General features: G+C 40.9%; 17 protein-coding genes. 16 read left to right on the top strand and 1 reads right to left on the bottom strand.

Annotated features, from left to right (window positions below; translation table 11 throughout):
• Positions 1 to 55 precede the first annotated feature (55 nt).
• From I5907_RS15785 to I5907_RS15710, 16 genes are all read left to right on the top strand, one after another.
• Positions 56 to 805, top strand: a complete 750-nt coding sequence (locus I5907_RS15785) for a class I SAM-dependent methyltransferase (RefSeq protein WP_196991769.1) — start codon at positions 56 to 58, stop codon at positions 803 to 805.
• Positions 806 to 916: 111 nt separating this feature from the next.
• Positions 917 to 1,282 (top strand): VOC family protein, encoded by a 366-nt coding sequence (locus I5907_RS15780; RefSeq protein ID WP_196991768.1) that lies wholly within the window; start codon positions 917 to 919, stop codon positions 1,280 to 1,282.
• Positions 1,283 to 1,620: 338 nt separating this feature from the next.
• Complete coding sequence (locus I5907_RS15775; protein WP_196991767.1) at positions 1,621 to 2,163, top strand: hypothetical protein; 543 nt, start codon at positions 1,621 to 1,623, stop codon at positions 2,161 to 2,163.
• Positions 2,164 to 2,351: 188 nt separating this feature from the next.
• On the top strand, positions 2,352 to 2,900 hold the full coding sequence (locus tag I5907_RS15770) for a 2OG-Fe(II) oxygenase (RefSeq protein ID WP_196991766.1): 549 nt from the start codon (positions 2,352 to 2,354) through the stop codon (positions 2,898 to 2,900).
• Positions 2,901 to 3,181: 281 nt separating this feature from the next.
• On the top strand, positions 3,182 to 4,876 hold the full coding sequence (locus tag I5907_RS15765; protein WP_196991765.1) for a DMP19 family protein: 1,695 nt from the start codon (positions 3,182 to 3,184) through the stop codon (positions 4,874 to 4,876).
• A gap of 47 nt (positions 4,877 to 4,923) precedes the next feature.
• A complete protein-coding gene (locus tag I5907_RS15760) occupies positions 4,924 to 5,601 on the top strand; it encodes a hypothetical protein (protein ID WP_196991764.1) in 678 nt (225 codons plus the stop codon).
• A 412-nt stretch (positions 5,602 to 6,013) separates the two neighbouring features.
• Complete coding sequence (locus tag I5907_RS15755) at positions 6,014 to 9,217, top strand: glycosyl hydrolase (protein WP_196991763.1); 3,204 nt, start codon at positions 6,014 to 6,016, stop codon at positions 9,215 to 9,217.
• A 63-nt stretch (positions 9,218 to 9,280) separates the two neighbouring features.
• Positions 9,281 to 9,931: a hypothetical protein gene (locus tag I5907_RS15750; RefSeq protein WP_196991762.1), complete on the top strand. Its 651-nt coding sequence runs from the start codon at positions 9,281 to 9,283 to the stop codon at positions 9,929 to 9,931.
• Between the two features lie 236 nt (positions 9,932 to 10,167).
• Positions 10,168 to 10,536: an FEKKY domain-containing protein gene (locus I5907_RS15745; protein ID WP_196991761.1), complete on the top strand. Its 369-nt coding sequence runs from the start codon at positions 10,168 to 10,170 to the stop codon at positions 10,534 to 10,536.
• Between the two features lie 240 nt (positions 10,537 to 10,776).
• On the top strand, positions 10,777 to 11,175 hold the full coding sequence (locus tag I5907_RS15740) for a DUF3997 domain-containing protein (RefSeq protein ID WP_196991760.1): 399 nt from the start codon (positions 10,777 to 10,779) through the stop codon (positions 11,173 to 11,175).
• Between the two features lie 796 nt (positions 11,176 to 11,971).
• A complete protein-coding gene (locus I5907_RS15735; RefSeq protein ID WP_196991759.1) occupies positions 11,972 to 12,436 on the top strand; it encodes a hypothetical protein in 465 nt (154 codons plus the stop codon).
• Between the two features lie 560 nt (positions 12,437 to 12,996).
• Entirely contained in the window at positions 12,997 to 13,371 is a 375-nt protein-coding gene (locus I5907_RS15730) for an rRNA adenine methyltransferase (RefSeq protein WP_231402134.1), read from the top strand.
• 77 nt (positions 13,372 to 13,448) lie between these two features.
• Entirely contained in the window at positions 13,449 to 14,000 is a 552-nt protein-coding gene (locus I5907_RS15725) for a dihydrofolate reductase family protein (RefSeq protein WP_196991758.1), read from the top strand.
• 195 nt (positions 14,001 to 14,195) lie between these two features.
• The gene (locus I5907_RS15720) at positions 14,196 to 14,618 is read left to right on the top strand and encodes a VOC family protein (protein ID WP_196991757.1); all 423 of its coding nucleotides are present in this window, start codon (positions 14,196 to 14,198) and stop codon (positions 14,616 to 14,618) included.
• Positions 14,619 to 15,008: 390 nt separating this feature from the next.
• Entirely contained in the window at positions 15,009 to 16,643 is a 1,635-nt protein-coding gene (locus tag I5907_RS15715; protein WP_196991756.1) for an SBBP repeat-containing protein, read from the top strand.
• A 166-nt stretch (positions 16,644 to 16,809) separates the two neighbouring features.
• A complete protein-coding gene (locus tag I5907_RS15710; protein ID WP_196991755.1) occupies positions 16,810 to 17,967 on the top strand; it encodes a DmpA family aminopeptidase in 1,158 nt (385 codons plus the stop codon).
• Between the two features lie 3 nt (positions 17,968 to 17,970).
• Here the strand turns inward: I5907_RS15710 and I5907_RS15705 are convergent, their stop codons facing one another.
• On the bottom strand, positions 17,971 to 19,641 hold the full coding sequence (locus tag I5907_RS15705; RefSeq protein ID WP_196991754.1) for a DUF3472 domain-containing protein: 1,671 nt from the start codon (positions 19,639 to 19,641) through the stop codon (positions 17,971 to 17,973).
• Positions 19,642 to 19,725 lie beyond the last annotated feature (84 nt).

The raw sequence follows: 19,725 nt of genomic DNA, 5'->3' as shown, positions 1-19,725 counted from the left end.
AAAGTTTTTTGCAAAGCCGCGATTTGTAAAATAAATTTGAAGATATATTACAACAATGGCATTAAAAGAGTGGTACAAAGACTGGTTCAATTCCCCTTATTACGATATTTTGTATTATAAGCGTAATGAACAGGAGGCTGCAGCTTTTATAAAGCTATTGCTCAGTCACTTAAATCCGCAGCAGGAAAGTTATATGTTAGATGTGGCATGCGGAAAAGGCCGGCACAGCAGGGTTTTGGCAGAGATAGGTTTCGATGTTACCGGTATTGATATTTCCAACAACGCCATCACCGCAGCCAGGGAACATGAAACAGCAAAGCTCCATTTTTTCTGGCACGACATGCGGTTGCCTTTCTTTATCAATTATTTCGACTTTGCCTTTAACTTCTTTACCAGTTTTGGTTACTTCCATACAGAGCGGGAGCATAACAACGCCATCAGAACAATAGCACAGAGTTTAAAAAACAACGGTGTATTTGTCATCGATTACCTGAATGTACATTACGCAAAAGACCACCTGGTAAAGAATGAGACAACAACGCTCGACGAGATTCCTTTCCACATATCCCGCTGGCAGGATGATACACATTTCTTTAAACAGATACAGATAGAGAAGCCCGGCCGCCACGATCTTAAACACCTTTATACAGAAAAAGTAGCCAAGTTTAGCCTCGGAGATTTTACAGATATGCTTGCATACCAGGATATGCAGGTGCAGGAAGTCTTTGGCGATTACCAACTGGGCAGTTACAACGTAAGAAAATCACCACGCATGATCATCGTGGCAAAAAAAGCCGTACGTTAATGAACAATGTTTGCGCAGCCGTAAAGTGATAGAAAGTCTTTACGGCCTGCACATAAAAGATGGTCATTGTACAAACTGTGTTGTATATTTCACACAGAAACAAATTAGCGTATGAATCATAAGGTCATTTCCATGCGCCCGTTTATTGGCGCGAAAGATTTCAATACCTCCCGCAGTTTTTACACAGCACTTGGCTTTGAAGAGGTGGTACTCGATCCAAAATTTTCCGTGTTTAAAATGCAGTCGCTTGCGTTTTACCTGCAGGATGCCTATGTAAAAGATTGGATCGACAATACCATGATCTTTGTAGAAGTGGAAGATGCAGATGCATATTACCAAAGGCTATCTACACTCAACCTGCCCGACAGGTATGAGGGCGCACGTTTAACGCCTGTAAAACACTACGACTGGGGCAAAGAGTGCTTTCTCCACGACCCGTCAGGAATACTCTGGCATTTTGGCCAGTTCAATCAATAGATGATCGTTTAGCAGCAGCAGTTGTTGTTTATATAAGCTCTGGCAGGTAATTTTTGCACCAGCAATAGTTTTCATGGCATCGCCTGTTGTGTCACTCACTTGTGCGTTCCGTTTTTATGGCGACTGTAGCGTAGCAATTACCAGGCTCGCGGCGCATCATTCATTTGTGCTGGATATCGGCCACTTGTTTAGAAAAGATTACAGAAGCTTCAACAGTGGATTATGGCAACGCTATAATATTAAAACCGCATATCAACAGTGATAATTTTCAATCAGCTACCAGTTGTTAATAATATTGTTTATTGCTTTTATATTTGTGTTGTGTGTAATTATATAAGATGTCTTACTACGAACTAAAAGAGAAAGTACAAAAAGCCAACACATTTGATCGATACATGTGGTATGTATTATTTTCTTTCTTTTCGATATTTGGCATTTGGCTTTTTTATAAACTTTCTTTTGACATTAAGAAGTTTCAAGAACACAGAACCTCCTCATATATGTATTTTCTTTGCACTTCAATCTGTGCATTTTCACTTTATTCAATTATCTATCTTATACCGAATCGATATAAAGTCTTATCTATTTATTCCGAACTAAACATAGAGCAAAAGCAAGAAATAGTGAAAAAGGTTCTCGAAAACATGAAAATTCCAGTCTATGATAACACAGCAACATATTACTACTACGAGTATGGAAAGTCACTATTATCGTGGGGCTATAATCTTCATTTAGCAATTGATATTCATGGATTTTATTTAAGCATACAAGGACGAACAGGTAACGGCCGTTACGGTGGAGGGTTTATAGATCTAGGTGGGACAGAAAAACAGAGAAGAAAAATTATTAATCAAATAAAACTATTCGAAACCGCCGAATAACTGCACACAACAACAGCTTGGCAAAAGTTGGGCTGACGAATATTGCCCATCAACTGTAGGAATTCTGACCCAGCTTCAGTAATTTGGCTTTAGCTAATCGAGTCTTTAGTGGCTAAGCAAGCGACAGAATATATTTCCCAACCTTCGCCAAGCCCTGACCGTTAGCTGCAATTTTAAAGAGACCTTCTATGCAACTAAATAAATTGACTGACACCATATTTACAATTGACGACTTTTGGACACGACAAGAGTGTGAAGATTTTATCTCTAAAAGCGAAGCAATCGGTTATGAGCCTGCAACTGTTGACACAGAAAAAGGACAAAAAATTGTTGAAGCTGTTCGCAACAACTATAGAGTTATTTATACTGACATAGTTCTTGCAGACAATATTTGGCGAAAATTGAAACCATTTGCACCGTCACAGATTGGGAACAGCAAAGCGGTTGGACTTAACGAATTATTCAGGTTTTATAAATATCAAGCAGGACAAGAGTTTAAAAAACATCGAGACCAGAGTTTTATTCGTGACGAAGTTGAAGCAAGCTATTTCACTTTTATGATTTACTTAAATAACGATTATGAAGGTGGCGAGACAACCTTCAATAGTTTAACAATTCAACCTATACAAGGTTCGGCATTGATTTTTTTACATGACTTAGAACATGAAGGCAGTTCTGTTCGACGAGGAATAAAATATGTTTTGCGTACAGACATTATGTTTCGACTTACAGATTAGTTGTATTGGTTCATAGTTAACCGACACAAAACGGCAGCTTACATTGGACCTTATGTAAGTTGGGCATGACCAGGTAACATCTGCTAATTGTAAATCCAAGCTGTGGTTCGGGCTGGATAAATAACTTTCAACTTTAGTTCTTAAATTCAACTTTATATTTTCAATCAGCAGCGGTTGTGGGCAGACGAATACTAATTCCTAACCTTCATAAAGCCCTGCTCGTTAGCTGAGATGCAATGACGACCCAACTGATGCGACAACTACTAATCACCATATTTACAATGGGAATATTTAATTTATTCGGGCAAGACAAACCCAAACAAGACCCATATTGGGAGTTTGATAAACAAACACATTTCAGACCTAAACTAAATAAAGGTGCCTTTTTCAAACTAACAGGTTTTGACTTTGGTTGGTTTGTACTTGAACCAATTTCAAAGTTTGTTAAAGACAGAGACCACGAAATTGAAAAAGGTAAATCCCTGTCATACGGACAAAAAGCTCTTTATTATTGGTGGTACATTGACGGACAAGTAACAAACGGTGGGTTTGTACAATTCTATTACAATGGTTATGGTTCTTATGTGCCGACAATCATTAAAAGTCTTGAATACATTGGCGACAAAAAAATGGCAGAGTTAATTCAGAGAGCCGAGAATATTTATCAGAAGAACAAAAAACTAATGGATAAAGCTAGAGAAAAGGATTTGTTCGATAGTGATTTATATGAGAAACTTGAAGAAATGTCAGCCTTAGACGATGAGTATTATGAACTCAAGGGCAAGACAATGACTAAAATAGAAAAACACATCAGAAAGAATCCAAATGAAATCTGTTTAGACGAAGATGGGAAAGGGTTTGATCTGAAATATTCAGGTGAATGCAAAACATTTTATTCTGATAACTCACCCAAAGAAGTTTTCAATTTGGAAGATGGTATTATTAATGGAGAGTTTAAAAGTTTTTATGAAAGTGGAAAATTAAAAGAACAAATTCAATATTCAAAAGGCGAGCAAACAGGAGTACGAGTTGAATACTTCGAAAATGGAAATAAGAAATATTCTATTCGAAAAGACTCAGCATTAAAACAGTTTGAGCATTATTGGTATTACGAGAATGGGAAACCAAAAAAGTTAGAACACAAACTTTTGGACAAAGACGAAAGAATTGGTGAGTATAAAGAATGGTATGACAATGGACAGCTTGCAGAAACAGGGATTTATGTATCAACTCACGAAAGAGATGGGAAGTGGCTTGAATTTCATAAAGACGGAAGCAAAAAATTAGAAGCCGAGTTTAAGAATGGCCATTTCTTAATTCAAAACTGTTGGAATGAGAAAGGGGAACAAACCTTAAAAGATGGTACAGGATTATATATTTATGATTGTAGTGGTTGGGAAGGGTATTTAGACCATAACGAACAAGAGTACAAAAACTATAAACGGCACGGACAACAAAAAACATTTACCAATGGTGTTTTACGTCTTTACCAAGAAATGGAAAATGGAGTTGAAAATGGATATACAAGAAATTATTACAAAAACGGGAAAATAAAGGAGGAGAAATTATGTAAAAAAGGTAAAGCAATATCTATAAAAACATTTCCTAAATCAGACAACCCTATTGGAAAGGTATCATTTCAATATTTAATGAAACAGGAATGGTTGAAAGATGAAGACTTACCAACAGCAGACACATATCCTCTTTGCATTAATGAAGATGAAATAAAGAAACTTATTAAAATACCTAAATCACTATTTGAACCACAATACCAAGACGTAGAAGGCTCAACTTGTCTTTGGCTTTCAGTTGATGAAAAAGGAAATGTTACTGATGTAAAATTCAAGTCTGCATATATGACAGAAGGGCAAGAATTTGCAGAAGTTGCTGATAAAATGAAATTTACGCCTGCAACAAAAGACGAAAAAAATGTAGCTTCATTTATTTACATCATTGCAAATTTTAACATTGAGTGACGACAACCACAGATGCACCTCAGCTAACTGTCTCGTCCTAAAATAGGTTGACTAAAAAACATTCAACCATCAATACCAATGAAACGCTTTTACCCTTATTATTGTTTATTATGACACAGCAAAAAAGCCCTGCACAAAGCCTTGACACGTATACAGACCAATTGTATTTTGGCATGCTCTCCTACAACCCTGACACTGCAATCATCGAATTTGTGGCTTCACATGTACCCTCGGTTCTAAAAAAAGCGCCTGCAGATGGTAAATGGGTTGCATATCCACCTGGTGTTTTCAAGGAACCGGTTTTTTATACAGTAACACAGGTGTACCATTTTAACCCACATCCGTATTTCGACACATATTTTAATACCGGGAAACTGGCGATTACCCAAAAGGTGTACAAAAACGAACAATGGCCCGACAACATCACCGAAATGATGCTGTGGTTTGAGTTTGACAAAAAAGAAGATGCACAAAAATCCTTCCGGCAGCTGGTGGCAAAATTTAAAGGCTTCAACGTGCGTGAAAAAATTACATCTCGGCAAGGGATAAAGAAAGCGGCGTTTACCGATGACAAGTCTGACAGTTACTATAAAAGTGTTCAAATTGTTTTGGTGACCGACTATGCGCTTGGCAAAAGCTACATCGAGCCTGGTGAAACTGAGGTAAAGACCATCTTTGAACCAGGTTACAAACTGATCGTTGAAATTGGTAACGACCTTTACTAACTGCTGTTCTTGTGTGCATACTTTTGTAGGCTTATTCCTTAACAGCCATACTTACGTTCAAAACAGAAAGCGTTTCAGTGAGCCCGAATGGTCGTTTCTACGACTACGACAATAGCATATACTATAACCAATATAGATTTACCACACCAACCACTGTAACTTTGAGGTACCTGCTCTTACCCGGTGCCGGTTGCACCATGCCGCGTAAAGAACCAGCCGTACAAGTGAGTGACACAACCAAAGCCCCATAGTAGCAATGCTGCCGGCTACATACTATAACCCTGCCTATATATCGCGTATTATTTTTATATTCACTGCACCAGGATTTTTGCTCCCTCTTCTAAGTGTAAGCTGTACTGCCATTGCAGGTATGTACCATTGTTGAAAAGTTTATAATGATCAAAATAAACCCATGATGTTGAATGCTTATGCTTGTAAAAATGTAGTATGCTGCTGTTTGCTGTTGCTTGCTGCCAGCGTGTGCAGTGCCCAGCAAAAAAAGACAGCCCCAAAGCAGCCTGCGAATGATGCACTGTTGAAAGGTTTTCAATCTCCTCCGGACGTAGCCAAACCGCGCATCTATTGGTTCTGGATCTATAACAGGGTTACAAGGGAAGGTATTACCAGGGACCTGGAAGCCTTCAAAGACAAAGGCATCAGTGCCGTTACGCTTATTTGTACCGGTGGTTATGGTGGTAAAGAACCCCTGTTGGGCGTAGACTTCCCGGGTGAGGAGTGGCGTGCGCTTTTCAGGCATGCGGTAAAGGAAGCCAACAGGCTGCACATACAGTTTGGATTTAACATGGCCGGTGGCTGGACGATGATGGGTCCATGGGTTACCAAAGACAACGCCATGAAGAAAATTGTATTTGCAGATACCCTTGTAGCAGGCCCTGCAAGGTTTGCAGCAGTACTGCCACACCCGGTTATTACAGATGATTATTACCACAGTATAAAAGTGCAGGCTTTCCGGCTGAAGGATAATGCCAAAACCATTGACGAAAGGCAGGTCGTTGACCTTTCCACAGCCATGCAGGCAGATGGACGGCTGGTATGGGATGTGCCGCCCGGCAACTGGGTAATACTGCGCAGCGGTTACACGCTTACAGGTGAATTCTGGAGTAAATGGAAAGCCTACCCGGAAGGGGATACGTTTAAAGGCGGTGAAGGGTACGAGATAGATTACCTGAGCGTGGCAGCACTGGATGCGCACTTTAATGTGCTCGGCAAACTCGTGCTGGATGAAGCAAAGAAAGCAGGTGGACATATTGATTATTTATGGTCTGACAGCTGGGAGTGTGGCAAGCTTTCCTGGACACAGGACTTTGCAGCACAGTTTAAAAAATTCCGCGGCTATGATCTGTTCAAATACCTGCCTGCACTTGCCGGCTATACCGTAATCGACACAACTGTTACAGCAAGATTCAGAGACGACTTTCAGCGTACCATACAGGATTGCATTGCAGAAAACTTCTATGGCCATTTTGCTGAACTTTGCCACAGCCATGGGCTTGAGGTTGGCAATGAGGCCGGCGGCCCCAATGACATACCATCACAGGATGTACTGAAAAATTTCAGCACATCAGATATTGTGGCGGGTGAGTTTTGGGTAAATGGCACAAGGAATGCAGAAGGTGGTTACAACAAAAACCCTGCGCTGCGGCTCAACTTAAAACAAACGGCCACAGCCGCACATGTGTATGGCAAAAAGCAGGCAGAAGCCGAAGCATTTACAGAGCAACAAAGAGATGGCACACACTGGACGCTCGGGCCATTTGATCTTAAACCTTATGCCAACGATGCTTTTTGCGAAGGCATTAACCGGTTTATGTTGCATGCCGCCACCTGCCAGCCACCGTCAGATGGTATGCCCGGGTATGTATACTGCGCCGGCCAGCACTTTACGCCCAACATTACCTGGTGGAAACAATCAGGTGCTTTTTTTTCCTACCTCAGCCGCTGCCAGTACATGCTGCAGCAGGGCCGGTTTGTGGGGGATGTGTGCTTTTACCTTGGCGAAAGGCCACCGCTGCTCGTACCACCAAAATATAACGTTCCGGGCCTTGGTGCAGGCTACGATTGCGATTATGCAAACCCTGATGTATTGCTTACCAGAATGGAAGTCAGCAATGGCCGCATCGTTTTGCCCGATGGTATGAGTTACCGTATGCTGGTATTGCAGCAATGCGTAAGCCCTGTACCGGAAATAGCAAAGCAGGTGGGCAACTACCAGCAGTTGCAGGTTTCTGCCGTACCACTCAACCAGGTGTCTTTACCCATTATGCAAAAACTACGCAAGCTAATTGATGCCGGCGCTACGGTTATAGGCCCGCCACCGGTAAGTGCTGCCAGCCTGCACAATTACCCGGCGTGCGATGTGGAAGTACAAAAGATAGTCGCCGAAATATGGGGCAACCTCGACGGTAAAACCTGTACCGAGCGCCGCTATGGTAAAGGACGCATTATCTGGGGTAAAACACCACGGGAGGTATTGCTGGCAGATGGTGTGCAGCCTGATTGCACATTTACCGGCCAGGAGCAGGATCCCGGCCGCTTTGATTATACACACCGCAGGAGTGCAGGTACAGATATTTATTTTATAGCCAACCGCACCAACCAGCCACAAAAGGCAGACTTTACTTTTCGCGTGGCCAACACACAGCCGGAAATATGGAATGCGGTAACCGGCGAAGTATTTGCAGCACCGCTGTTTACACAGCAAAACGGCACTACCACACTTCCGCTGGAGCTGGATGTATTCAGTGCTTACTTCATCGTGTTTCGTACGCCGGTCGGCAATGCAGGTGTACAAAAAGCAACGGCTAACTTTCCCGTACTAACCCCGCTGCAAACATTAAACGATGCATGGCAGGTCTCTTTCGATACTGCCTGGGGCGGCCCGGCAACAACAACCTTTCCCATACTTACCAGTTGGACGGTAAGTGAAACGGAAGGCATCAGGTATTATTCCGGCACGGCAACATACAACAGGCAGTTCAATACAACATTTGCTATAAGTAAAGACACTGCAAACCGCCGGCGGTTGTTCCTAGACCTGGGCGCAGTAAAAGAGGTGGCCGATGTTTACCTCAACGGCGTAAAGCTGGCAACGTTGTGGTGCAAACCCTGGGTGGTAGAAATAACGGGTGTGGTAAAGGAAACAGGCAATACGCTTACGATAGATGTGGCCAACCTGTGGGCAAACAGGGTAGTGCACGATCTTGGTTTACCGGTAGAAAAACGGCTGACAAAGACACACGAAGTATTCCGGTTCGATATGCTCAATCCGCAAACGCCCGTCATTGAGTCTGGCCTGCTGGGTCCTGTACGCATATTGCAGGCAGCAGGGATTAGGGTAACAGTACGTGTAAATGATGGTTATGTCAGCAGTAGTATGTCATGGCATCGCCTGTTGTGTCACTCACTTGTACGTTCCGTTTTCATGGCGGCTGTAGCGCACCGGTTTATCCGGCACCCGGCAGCTCACCCACTTGTACGGTATTGTGGCTACTGTTTAAAAAAGATGACAAAAACTTCAACAGTGGATTATAGCAACGTTATAACATCAAAACGGCGGATCAACAGTGATGAATTTCAACCAGATACCACTTGTTAATAATATTGCTTATTGCTTTTATATTTGTGTTAGCGGCAATTCACCGACAGACAAACTTCGTACATGAGAACAATATTAGCAGTTTCACTTTTCCTCGGTTTTTGTTTTAATGGACAAGGACAAACTGGTAGTATTAATATGTCCGAGTACTTTAAACCAAAGTGTGATACATTATTCTACAATTGTGTTTACAATTCTTTCCATGCTTCAGGTCTGCATGACACAGTAAAATTGGTTTGGAGAAAAATTCCTATTGCGAACGAAACAGCTTATTATATCTCGAGTGCAGACGACACGACTGGAAATTATGCTCAATTGAGGAGTTTTTCTGGCTCTGCAATGATTTTTAGGAATGATACTATATTGCTAGCGTCATTGACAGAGAATCAAAGTCCAACTTTGCTGACAAAGAATGATTTCAGCCATATTGTAACATCCAACTTAATGTTTTCAAAGCCATTTGACCTCGCTAAACTAAAATGGAGCTTTGTAATGGAAATTTTCATAAAGGACTTTCAATTTGAAGATGTGACAATTGAGAAAACCGTTTTGAAAAACTGTCTCAGGCTCAATTTATTGGTTTATGACAGATCAACTAAGCCAGATAAGGCAACCGTATGGTTAAGCCGAGATTACGGAACTGTAAAATGGATTAGAACAACTGGACGAACAGAAGTTTTAGACTTGACTCGATTCAGAAAGAACTGCCGCTAACAGTGCATTGGCAATATAGCGGGGCGACGAATATGTGCTCAACTTTTTATTCGCTATTGAGCTTCAGTTCCAGCCGACGAAGAACGTCGAGCAACAGAATAAACAATGATCTATTGTATCTTTAATCAGCAGCGGCACCGGGCAGACAGAACACAGAATACCGCCACATCCATCGCCAATGCTTTAACGTTAGCTGCAACTTTATGGAATTCAGCACAGTCTTCATCTTTAGTAAAATGAAAAAGAACCTGAAAATAATACTAATAGTTTTTGCTTTAAGTTTATTGGGATTTTCTATCACCTACAAATTCGGACTTGCAACGAAGTATAACTATTTTTCAGCAAAACGTGATATTTCAAATGGGAATATTCAAATTATCAGTTATGGTTTACCTTTAATTGACGAAATTCTTATTTCAAAATCATTTGCCTTTCAAGTTGAAGAATTTGGGTGCAGTATAAGCAATGAGCAGATAAATGGAATAGAAAAATATAATAAAATAGTGAAAGAATATTTTACTAAAATAAATGGAGACAATTGGGGGACACAATTCAACAATAAATGTGACTCTTTAATAAAACTCATTTCCCAACCAAATTATTAAACCGCTAAAAAAGCTGCTGCTAACACTGCATTGCAGCAATTGGGCTAACGAATAACGTTCTTCAACTGCAGTAAAAATCCAGCATAGTTCCGGTTGAAGGAATTCTGAGCGGCAGTAGAATATTTTATGAGCTTTTGTATCTTTAATCAGCAGCATTCACGGGCTGGACGTTTTCCAAATGTCTTGCCGAACACAAAGCTGTGAACGTTGTAGGCAATTTTTGGAAAGACCGTTACAGTTATGAAACTCAAACTTATTATCACAATTTTTTCAGCAATTTTATTTTCAAGCTGTTTGTTTGACAGCGATAGCGACAAAATTATTGGTGACTATGAAACTGTTTGGATCGACATTCCTCAGACAAGGAGCATTAACAAAGGTGAAGAAATTATACCAGCTTATGTTTCGGAAATAGGACACAACTCAGATTTTATAATTGCTAAACAACAGCCAATCAAACAAGGCAATATTGTTACAGTTCATACAGACACGACAAACTATTATGTTATTACAATTTCTAACAACTCATTTCAAGACAAGCCAGTTTACGGACCATTAAGTAAAAAATCTTTTGACAGTTTAAGACATGAACTAAAAATTGAAAATATCAGGTTTGATATGTTTTATCCTGAATATTGACAAAAATTGAGAAATTATCCATGTGTGACAACTGCTTTAATAATGAAATAAAATCTTTTCCTATACAAACTAACTTTGAAGAGTTTGAACTGGTGTTGACAAAGAAAATTGCTAACGACAAAAGAATTAAAATGGGCAAGTTTGTTGACACAGCTTGGAATGATAGAGGCTATCAAGTTTACAAGTGTGTTGCATGCGAACAATTATAGAAACCTTCAACACCAGGTTACTCCGCCAGATGTTACCTTTTACAACTGACAAAACAAAACTGCCTACAACAGGCGGTTTGGCAATATGGCGGGACAACGAATATATGCTCGGCTTTTTGTTCGCTAATCGGCATCAGTTCCAGCCGACGAAGAACGTCGAGCAACAGAATAAACAATGATCTATTGTATCTTTAATCAGCAGCGGCACCAGGCAGACGGAACACATAATACCGCCACAACGCCAATGCTTCAACATAAGTACTAATTTTATCAAGACCCAAACTTTCATAATAACATTACTTTTATTTGGCTGCAATAGTCAGACAAATAACAATGCCTCAAAACAGGTTGACACAAGCGTTGTTAAGAAAGCTGCTATCGACAAATCTCAATTTTATGCGAAAGGTGACAGTATAATTATATCATCAAAATATTCTGACACAATCAAGTATTCAAAAGAGGAGTTTAATCAAATAGTTGACAACTTCCCTTCTTTATATTCTTCAATTCCAGTAAACCCTGACATATCCTATGCACAAAGTGGATATTTCAAAGACATCATTGAAGATAACGGTAAAAAAATGCATTTGTCTTTTGGAAGTGAACAAGGACAAGACACTTACTACATTTTATACTCTTACTTTTTAAGGCAAAAATACAATGACAAAAATTTGGATACAGTTCGAGAAAACTTGATAACCATTTACCAAACAATAAATGACATTTTTGGTTACTTGCAATATGGAGGAACTTTCTTTGGGCATCAATTCAATCGAATTAATGGATATGCTGAGTATGGAGTTTACGAATACAAATCGTTTTCTGACATCGATAACAAATTGACGGACATTGGCAGATTAAAGATGCTTTATTTAACTTCCCTGAAAGAGATTATCCATAGAGAAGCTGAGTTAGATAATGAAATTCCGCAGAGGGCAGAGAAAGCAGCAAGAGAAAATGAACTTTTAAAGTACGTTGCGACTTTAGACAAAATAATCGACAACTATTTTTATTTAAAAAAAGCTCAACAATTTCAATACTCGTATTATTGACAGACAAAAACTGCTACCAACAAAAGGTTTGGCAATATGGCGGGACAAAGAATATATGCTCGGCTTTTGTTCCTTAATCGGCATCAGTTCCAGCCGACGAAGAACGTCGAGCAACAGAATAAACAATGATCTATTGTATCTTTAATCAGCAGCGGCACCGGGCAGACAGAACACAGAATACCGCCACATCGCCAATGCGTTAACGTTAGCGGCAACCGTCTTGAATTTTTATGTTTCTTTTTTTATTTTCCTAAGTTGGCTCATCTCAAAGTTTTTGGTACGCTGAATTCTGTCAACGATATAACTGAGAGTAAAAGGCTTTGGTTTTTATATTGGAAATAATAAAGACAAAAAAAAAGCCTGCCCGATTTATAAATTCACCTGACCTTTAAACATTCGGATGAGAAGCCTTCGCGCTGTGCTTGATTTTTCTTTTAACAAGAGGCGAAAGTTTTTGATACCCGGGAAATTCAGGCCAGTTATTTTTGTTGCTCACATTTAAATTAACAGATATAGTGTTTGATCCGAATAACAATGTAGTTAAACTTTGTACGTCAGGCATGGAAATGGAAGGAAAAGGCCTTTCAGAAGAGGCAGGCAAATGCTTTCTTCAGGCATGGAATGAAGCAACAAACGACCTTGAAAAATTCACTGCGGCTCATTATGTAGCCCGACATCAGAATAGTGTAGAAGAAAAGTTGCGATGGGACGAAATAGCTTTGCACGTTGCATTACAATCAAATGATCAAAACGCGAAAAGCGCATTGCCTTCGTTATATTTAAACATTGCAAAATGCTATGAAGACCTGCTAGACTTTGATAATGCAAGAAAAAATTATGAATCAGCACTTTCGTTTACCAGCTATTTACCAGACAACGGATACAGTAATATGATAAAAGGAGGCATTATCACTGATATAGAAAGAGTACGATAAAATCTTTATCACCCGGAGAAACGAACAGCAGGTACACAACCCACGCACAATCCAATTCTAAACAACTGGTACTACATATGAAAAGAGTAATCGCGGCAATCAATATGACGGTAGACGGAATTTGCGATCATACGGCAGGAATCGCAGATGAAAAACTTCATCAGCATTATGCTGACCTCATCAATAGTGCAGGAGTCATTTTGTACGGCAGGATTACTTTTGAACTGATGAAATTCTGGCAAACATTACTGACAGATCCATCTGCAGATGCATCAATGAATGAATTTGCCTTTTCAATAGATAAAATACAAAAAGTAGTTTTTTCCGGCACTTTGAAAGATACCGGGTGGGCTACAGCAGAATTAGCAAAACAGCCCCTTGCAGCAAAACTGCTGGAATTAAAGAAACAAGCAGGGCGGGATATTTTAATTGGTAGCCGGAGTTTGATAATTGAACTTTTAAACAGCCATCTGATTGACGAATTGCAACTTTGTGTGCATCCTGTTATTGAAGGAAAGGGCATGCGTTTATTTGACAAAATAAAAGAACGGATATTTTTCAAACTCATCAGGACTAAAACCCTGCCTTCAGGTGCAACGATATTTTACTACGAACCGACCACAGGCTAAACGACAAACCGATAACATTGCATGGCTAATGGCAGGCTGGCAATTGTCGACTCAGCATTTCTTTCTTTCGGGTTTCTCTAATTGTACAAAACGTATGCTTTAACTTTAAAGCGTAAAACCGTAACAGTGCATAACTGCGGTAGCAGGGCAGCAAAGCCTGCAACCACGCTGGCACAAATGATAAAATAAACTTCAATGAGCAGACAAATTTTCATCAACCTTGCAGTAAAAGATGTAGAACGGTCAATGGCTTTTTACACTGCCATGGGCTTTACCAATAACCCGCAGTTTTCAGACGAATCCGGCAAATGCATGGTGTGGAGCGATAGTATTTTTGTGATGATCCTGTCGCATGAAAAGTTTGCCACTTTTGCTACCAAACCCATTGCTGATACAAAGGCTGCTCTTGCCGCTTTGTATTCATTGTCCACAGACAGCGTGGAGGCGATGAACACGATTGTAGAAGCAGGGCTGCAGGCCGGCGGTACAGAACCACATGCATTAAGAGATTATGGTTTTATGCAGCAACGAACACTGGAAGATTTTGACGGACATAGCTGGGAGATATTTTTTATGGATATGTCTAAGTTTCCAGCCGGTGAGCCTGTAGCACAATAGCTAAACAAATGATCGATCTTTTATTTACCGATAAACTTTTATGGTATAAGTAAAAACAGCAGCTGCCTCAATAGTAAGAGACAGCCTGTGATTATTCGTTAAGTGGATGGAGAATGTTTAGATTTAAGGGATGCTCAAAGCCTTCATTTTACTTTTTAATACATCTTCGGCAACCCTTTAGCGTAGGTTGCGTGTCCCCGTAATCGTTAACCATATTAAAACGCAAGCCTTTAATGAAAACTTTTTCCTCATTTGATGCATAACTGATTGCATTAGTTTTATCTCATACCTTTTTTTGGTTTTGAAAGACCGTCTACATGAATATGTAGTAAACTTTTTAAAATTTGTAAGCAGTCAATGATATATTCGTATTCTTAATATTTATAATATATGAAAACATTTGTACTTAACATTTTAGCATTGTTATTTACTCTTTCCTTAAACGCACAAAGTTTTACACGTGGATGGGCCAATTGTTATAGCGACCCTACTGCCACTACCTACATAACAGATGTTACCGCAGACAAAAACGGCAATACATACAGCGTTGGTTATAAGATATACAACGGAGACGAGTATTACCAAACCCACCTGTTTGTAAGAAAAGTTACACCTACAGGACAGGAAGAATGGATCCAATATTTTAATGCCACCCAGGATTCGATAGACAATGCGAAAGCGGTAGCACTTGATAATGCAGGCAATATTTATGTGACCGGTACACGTAAAGACACATTTTGTAACATCTGTACTTACAATACTAAGATAAGTGACATCATTACCATGAAGTACAACCCCCAGGGGCAACGTTTATGGCTAAACAGGTACAAACCCGGCTTAAATATCATCAGCTACCCATCTGCTATTCATGTATTGCCAAACGGCACAAGTGTAGTTGCCGGCAATGAAGACGTGTTAAATACGCAGACATATGTTTGGGAGAGACGTGCTGTTATTATGCAAATTACCAATGCAGGAAATACCACATGGGTTCGCAAGGTTGAATCAACAGTAGCAAATAGTGTAACCGTTTTTGGAGATGGAAATATTTATGTGGCGGGGGCCAACGACCAATATCATTATTTTATGACCTATAAACCTTTGCTTCTGAAGCTTAAAAAAAATGGCGTTGTTCAATGGACAAATACATTTGATGAACCCAATAAACGTGGTCAATACTTTTTTGTAAAAACCGATGCTTCCGGAAACGTATATGTAAACGGAGAGACTGATACGGTGGCTTTTGCAAACGCGCCGGCTATGCTTACCACAAAAATAAATCCTGTTTCAGGCACCAATATCTGGAGCAAAAAAGAAATGGGAACAAGTACATCTAATACACAGGGAAGCTATACAGTTGATAGTGCAGGAAACAGTTTTACTGCCGGCACAGTAGCACCTGGTGGCTATTTTACTGATTGGGTACTGACCGGTTACAACACTAACGGAGAAAGCATTTGGACGAATTATTACGCAGGTGCACTTGGAGGAAGTGATGCTCCCGTTGACATTCAGACAGATGCAAGCGGTAACGTGTATGTTGCCGGTAACACTTATGGCCCGGTTAATAATCGCTATTCCTATACCTTGAATGTGTACAACGCAAAGGGTGCTTTAACGTATCAGAATCTCTATCAAAATGGAAACAGAATTATTATACCCGCAGGTTTAGGTTTGGACAGCAAGGGCAACGTTTATGTAATAGGTAATTGTACCGTTAAGTATAAGCCTGTTCAAAGTATTGCTGCGCAGCAGGTAAATACTGATCTGTTGAATACTCCTATAGGTAAGCCGGTAAGAATTTATCCTAACCCTGCAAAAGATGTAGTAAATATTGATCATGGTTTTGGTACAGGTAATATTATCTGGCGTTTGCTGGACAACACTGGTAAAGTGTTGCAACAACAAACAACAGCAGCAAAACCGGTTATTAACTTACCGGTCAATCATTTGAAAGCAGGTACTTATTTTATCCAGGTAACGGCCGGCAAAGAGCAGTATACCAAAAAATTTATAAAACTTTAAATCATTTAAGAAAGACTACAGCATACCGCCGAAAGGCGGTATTTTTTTGTTTCCACTTCACCCGACTTAAGTATTCTATTCATGAAAAATTGCTATTAATACATACACTACCAATTTTTACGCACCTTCGGAGCATCTTTCTCAACATTCTAAAGCGTATAATAAAATGAAATACTTGTTAGTAAATATTCTACTGTTGTTGTTTTGCCAGGTACAGGCACAAAAACCAAGAGCAAGAGATATCGGCATACCATTCAATGGAACTCCCGGTAAATACAATGCCATAACAGATGTAAAAGGTGTGGAAGTTGGCTACAGCACCATCATCCGCGGCTCCGGTAAAAATGTAAGAGAGCAGGGGCCTGTAAGAACAGGCGTTACGGCAATCTTGCCACGTGGCCGCAATAATAATCCTGTTTATGCAAACTGGTATTCATTGAATGGCAATGGAGAAATGACCGGTACCACCTGGATAACAGAATCCGGTTTTCTGGAAACGCCAATCATGATCACCAATACCAACAGTGTTGGCGTAGTAAGAGATGCAGTACTAAAATGGTTTGTAAGAACAGGCTGGTACAAAGAAGACTTTTGGTACACTTACCCCGTTGTGGCTGAAACTTATGATGGATTTCTGAATGACATTTATGGTTTTCACGTAAAAGAAAGCAACGCATATGAAGCGCTGGACAGTGCTAAGAGCGGTTACTTAGAAGAAGGAAATGTTGGTGGCGGTACAGGGATGATGTGTCTTGGTTTTAAAGGCGGTACAGGAACGGCTTCAAGGGTGGTGAAAATACAGGACTCAACATACACCATAGGTGTTTTGGTACAATCCAACTTTGGCAGTAAAAAGAATTTAACCATTGCGGGTGTGCCTGCAGGTAAAGAATTAAAGGACACACTCAACTATGAATTTAAAGCAGCTCCATCTTACCGGCAGGAAGGTGATGGTTCTATTATAGTGGTAGTGGCTACGGATGCGCCGCTATTGCCACACCAGTTAAAGCGAATAGCTGCAAGGGTGCCGCTTGGTGTAGGTATTGTTGGCGGGAGAGGTGAGAATGGTTCCGGTGATATATTTATCGCTTTTTCCACGGCCAACCCAACAGCTTTTAACCGGGAGCAATTTACAGCGGTAGAGCAATTACCCAACGACCAGATCAACCCGCTTTTTGATGCTACCGTACAGGCAGTGGAAGAAGCCATCATTAATGCAATGGTTGCGGCGGAAACAATGGAAGGTATCAACGGCAATAAAGCTTACGCCTTACCGCACAACCTGGTAATAGAATTACTGAAGAAATACAACCGCGTAAAATAAGGCTTACTGTCGCGCATCCACTACTTCAATATCAAATACCATGATACTGTTGGGCGGAATATTTGCAGCAACATTTCGCACGCTATATGCAAGACCTGATGGAATGACAAGCCGTATGCTGCCACCCACTTTACATTTTGGCAAAGCATATTGCCAGCCTTTGATGAGCCTGTTTAGCGGAAATTCAACGGGTGTTTCTTTGGTGGAATCAAACACCTCGCCGGTGCTTAGCAGGCTACCTTTGTAAAATACTTTCACAGTATCGGAAAGCGCTACCTGTCTGCCGTTGCCTTCCTGTAGTATGGTATAATAAACACCATGTACAGCGCCTGTGGTATCTATCTTTCCGGCTTTAATGGCATGGAGTATTAACCGCTGATCTGTTGCCGCCTGCGCTACACTGTCCAGGTGATGATACACATTTGCAGGTGTGCGCACACCGTTGGCCGTGCGCAGCAATGTGTCGCCATATTCTACATCAGGGTTTTTAAAACCGCCATTCCACAAATAAAACTGGTTGCCTGCAGCGCCGCCGCCAAAATCTGCCCGGTCTTTTGCACGGCCTGTAACATCGCAGGAGAAAGTCGCTTTTGTCAGTTCCTGCCAGTTGCCGCTTGCTTCATCCTGTATCCACTGGTTACCAAAATAAGCGCGGCGGTATAACTGGCCATTCACACCACTGAAATTTTCGGTAAAAGAATACAGGTGTCGTAAATATTGCGCATCTTTTGGCGCACGAAATGCAGCAATAAACTTCCATGCTGCGCTGTCAGCCGCATAAAAATAAGCCGCATAGGTGGTAGTGTTGGTGGCACTGTCCGGCACTGCTGTTACAAGAAATTTATAGGTGCTGTCTGCATGCCAGTTGTATACCCAGTGGCTGTGGCCGCCGGTGCCTTCATTACCAAAATCGTTGGTAATAACACCGCTGCCTTTGGCAATGAGTTGTACGCGGTTACTGTCTGCCACTTTGTTGCGGTCAGCCGCTTCGTCACCGGCATCCCAGACAGAAAATATTACGCGCCGCTCTTTGGCTGCGTTTACCTGTATACCAAAATAGCCCCTGGCAAAACCACAGGCCATGTAATAGCTGTGTATAACGTCTGCGCCTTTAGGTACACGCAGCTCGTTGTAAAAAGCCGTGGCTTTTACAGTGTCTGCCAGCGGATATAGCAGGTGTACAGATGCCGCGTTGCGCCTTTCTTTTATGTTGAAAAAAACCTGGTTGCTATGCGCCGTTTTCATTTCAAGCGATTGTATGGCAGCGATCGTTTTACCCGTTTTTCGGTTGCAGGTAAGCTCTACAGCAAGTGCGCCGCTATCAGCGGTTGTAATACTGCCAATGTACAGGCGTTTGTACAGTTTACCGGCAGGTACGGTAAGCAAAAATTTTTTGCCCGCTGCAGTAATGATTAGTTCGGCGCCACTATCGCTCTGTACGTGCAGCCACAGTGCTGCCTCACCCGCTTGCTGCATGATGCCCATGTAACTGATGTGCTGGCGGGTATTTGTCCAGTTCACCAGTCCTTTTGGCGCAACGAACATTGCTGTGGCCTCATCGTTTTCAGCCGGTGTGGCATAGCCCGTAAAGCCAGGTATTATAAGGGTTTGCTGTGCCTGTGCGGCAATCAGCAATAAGCAGGCAAAGACCAGTGTAAGCATTGTACGTATCATTCCCGTCTGTATTTATTGGCGTCAAATCTATTGCTTATACAACAAATAATATGCATACGGTTTAATGAATAGGAGAGCAGATGT

It is taken from the genome of Panacibacter microcysteis (genome assembly GCF_015831355.1).
Lineage (GTDB): Bacteria > Bacteroidota > Bacteroidia > Chitinophagales > Chitinophagaceae > Panacibacter > Panacibacter microcysteis.
Note: the sequence above shows the minus strand (reverse complement) of the source record. Positions and strands in the feature narration are given on the sequence as shown.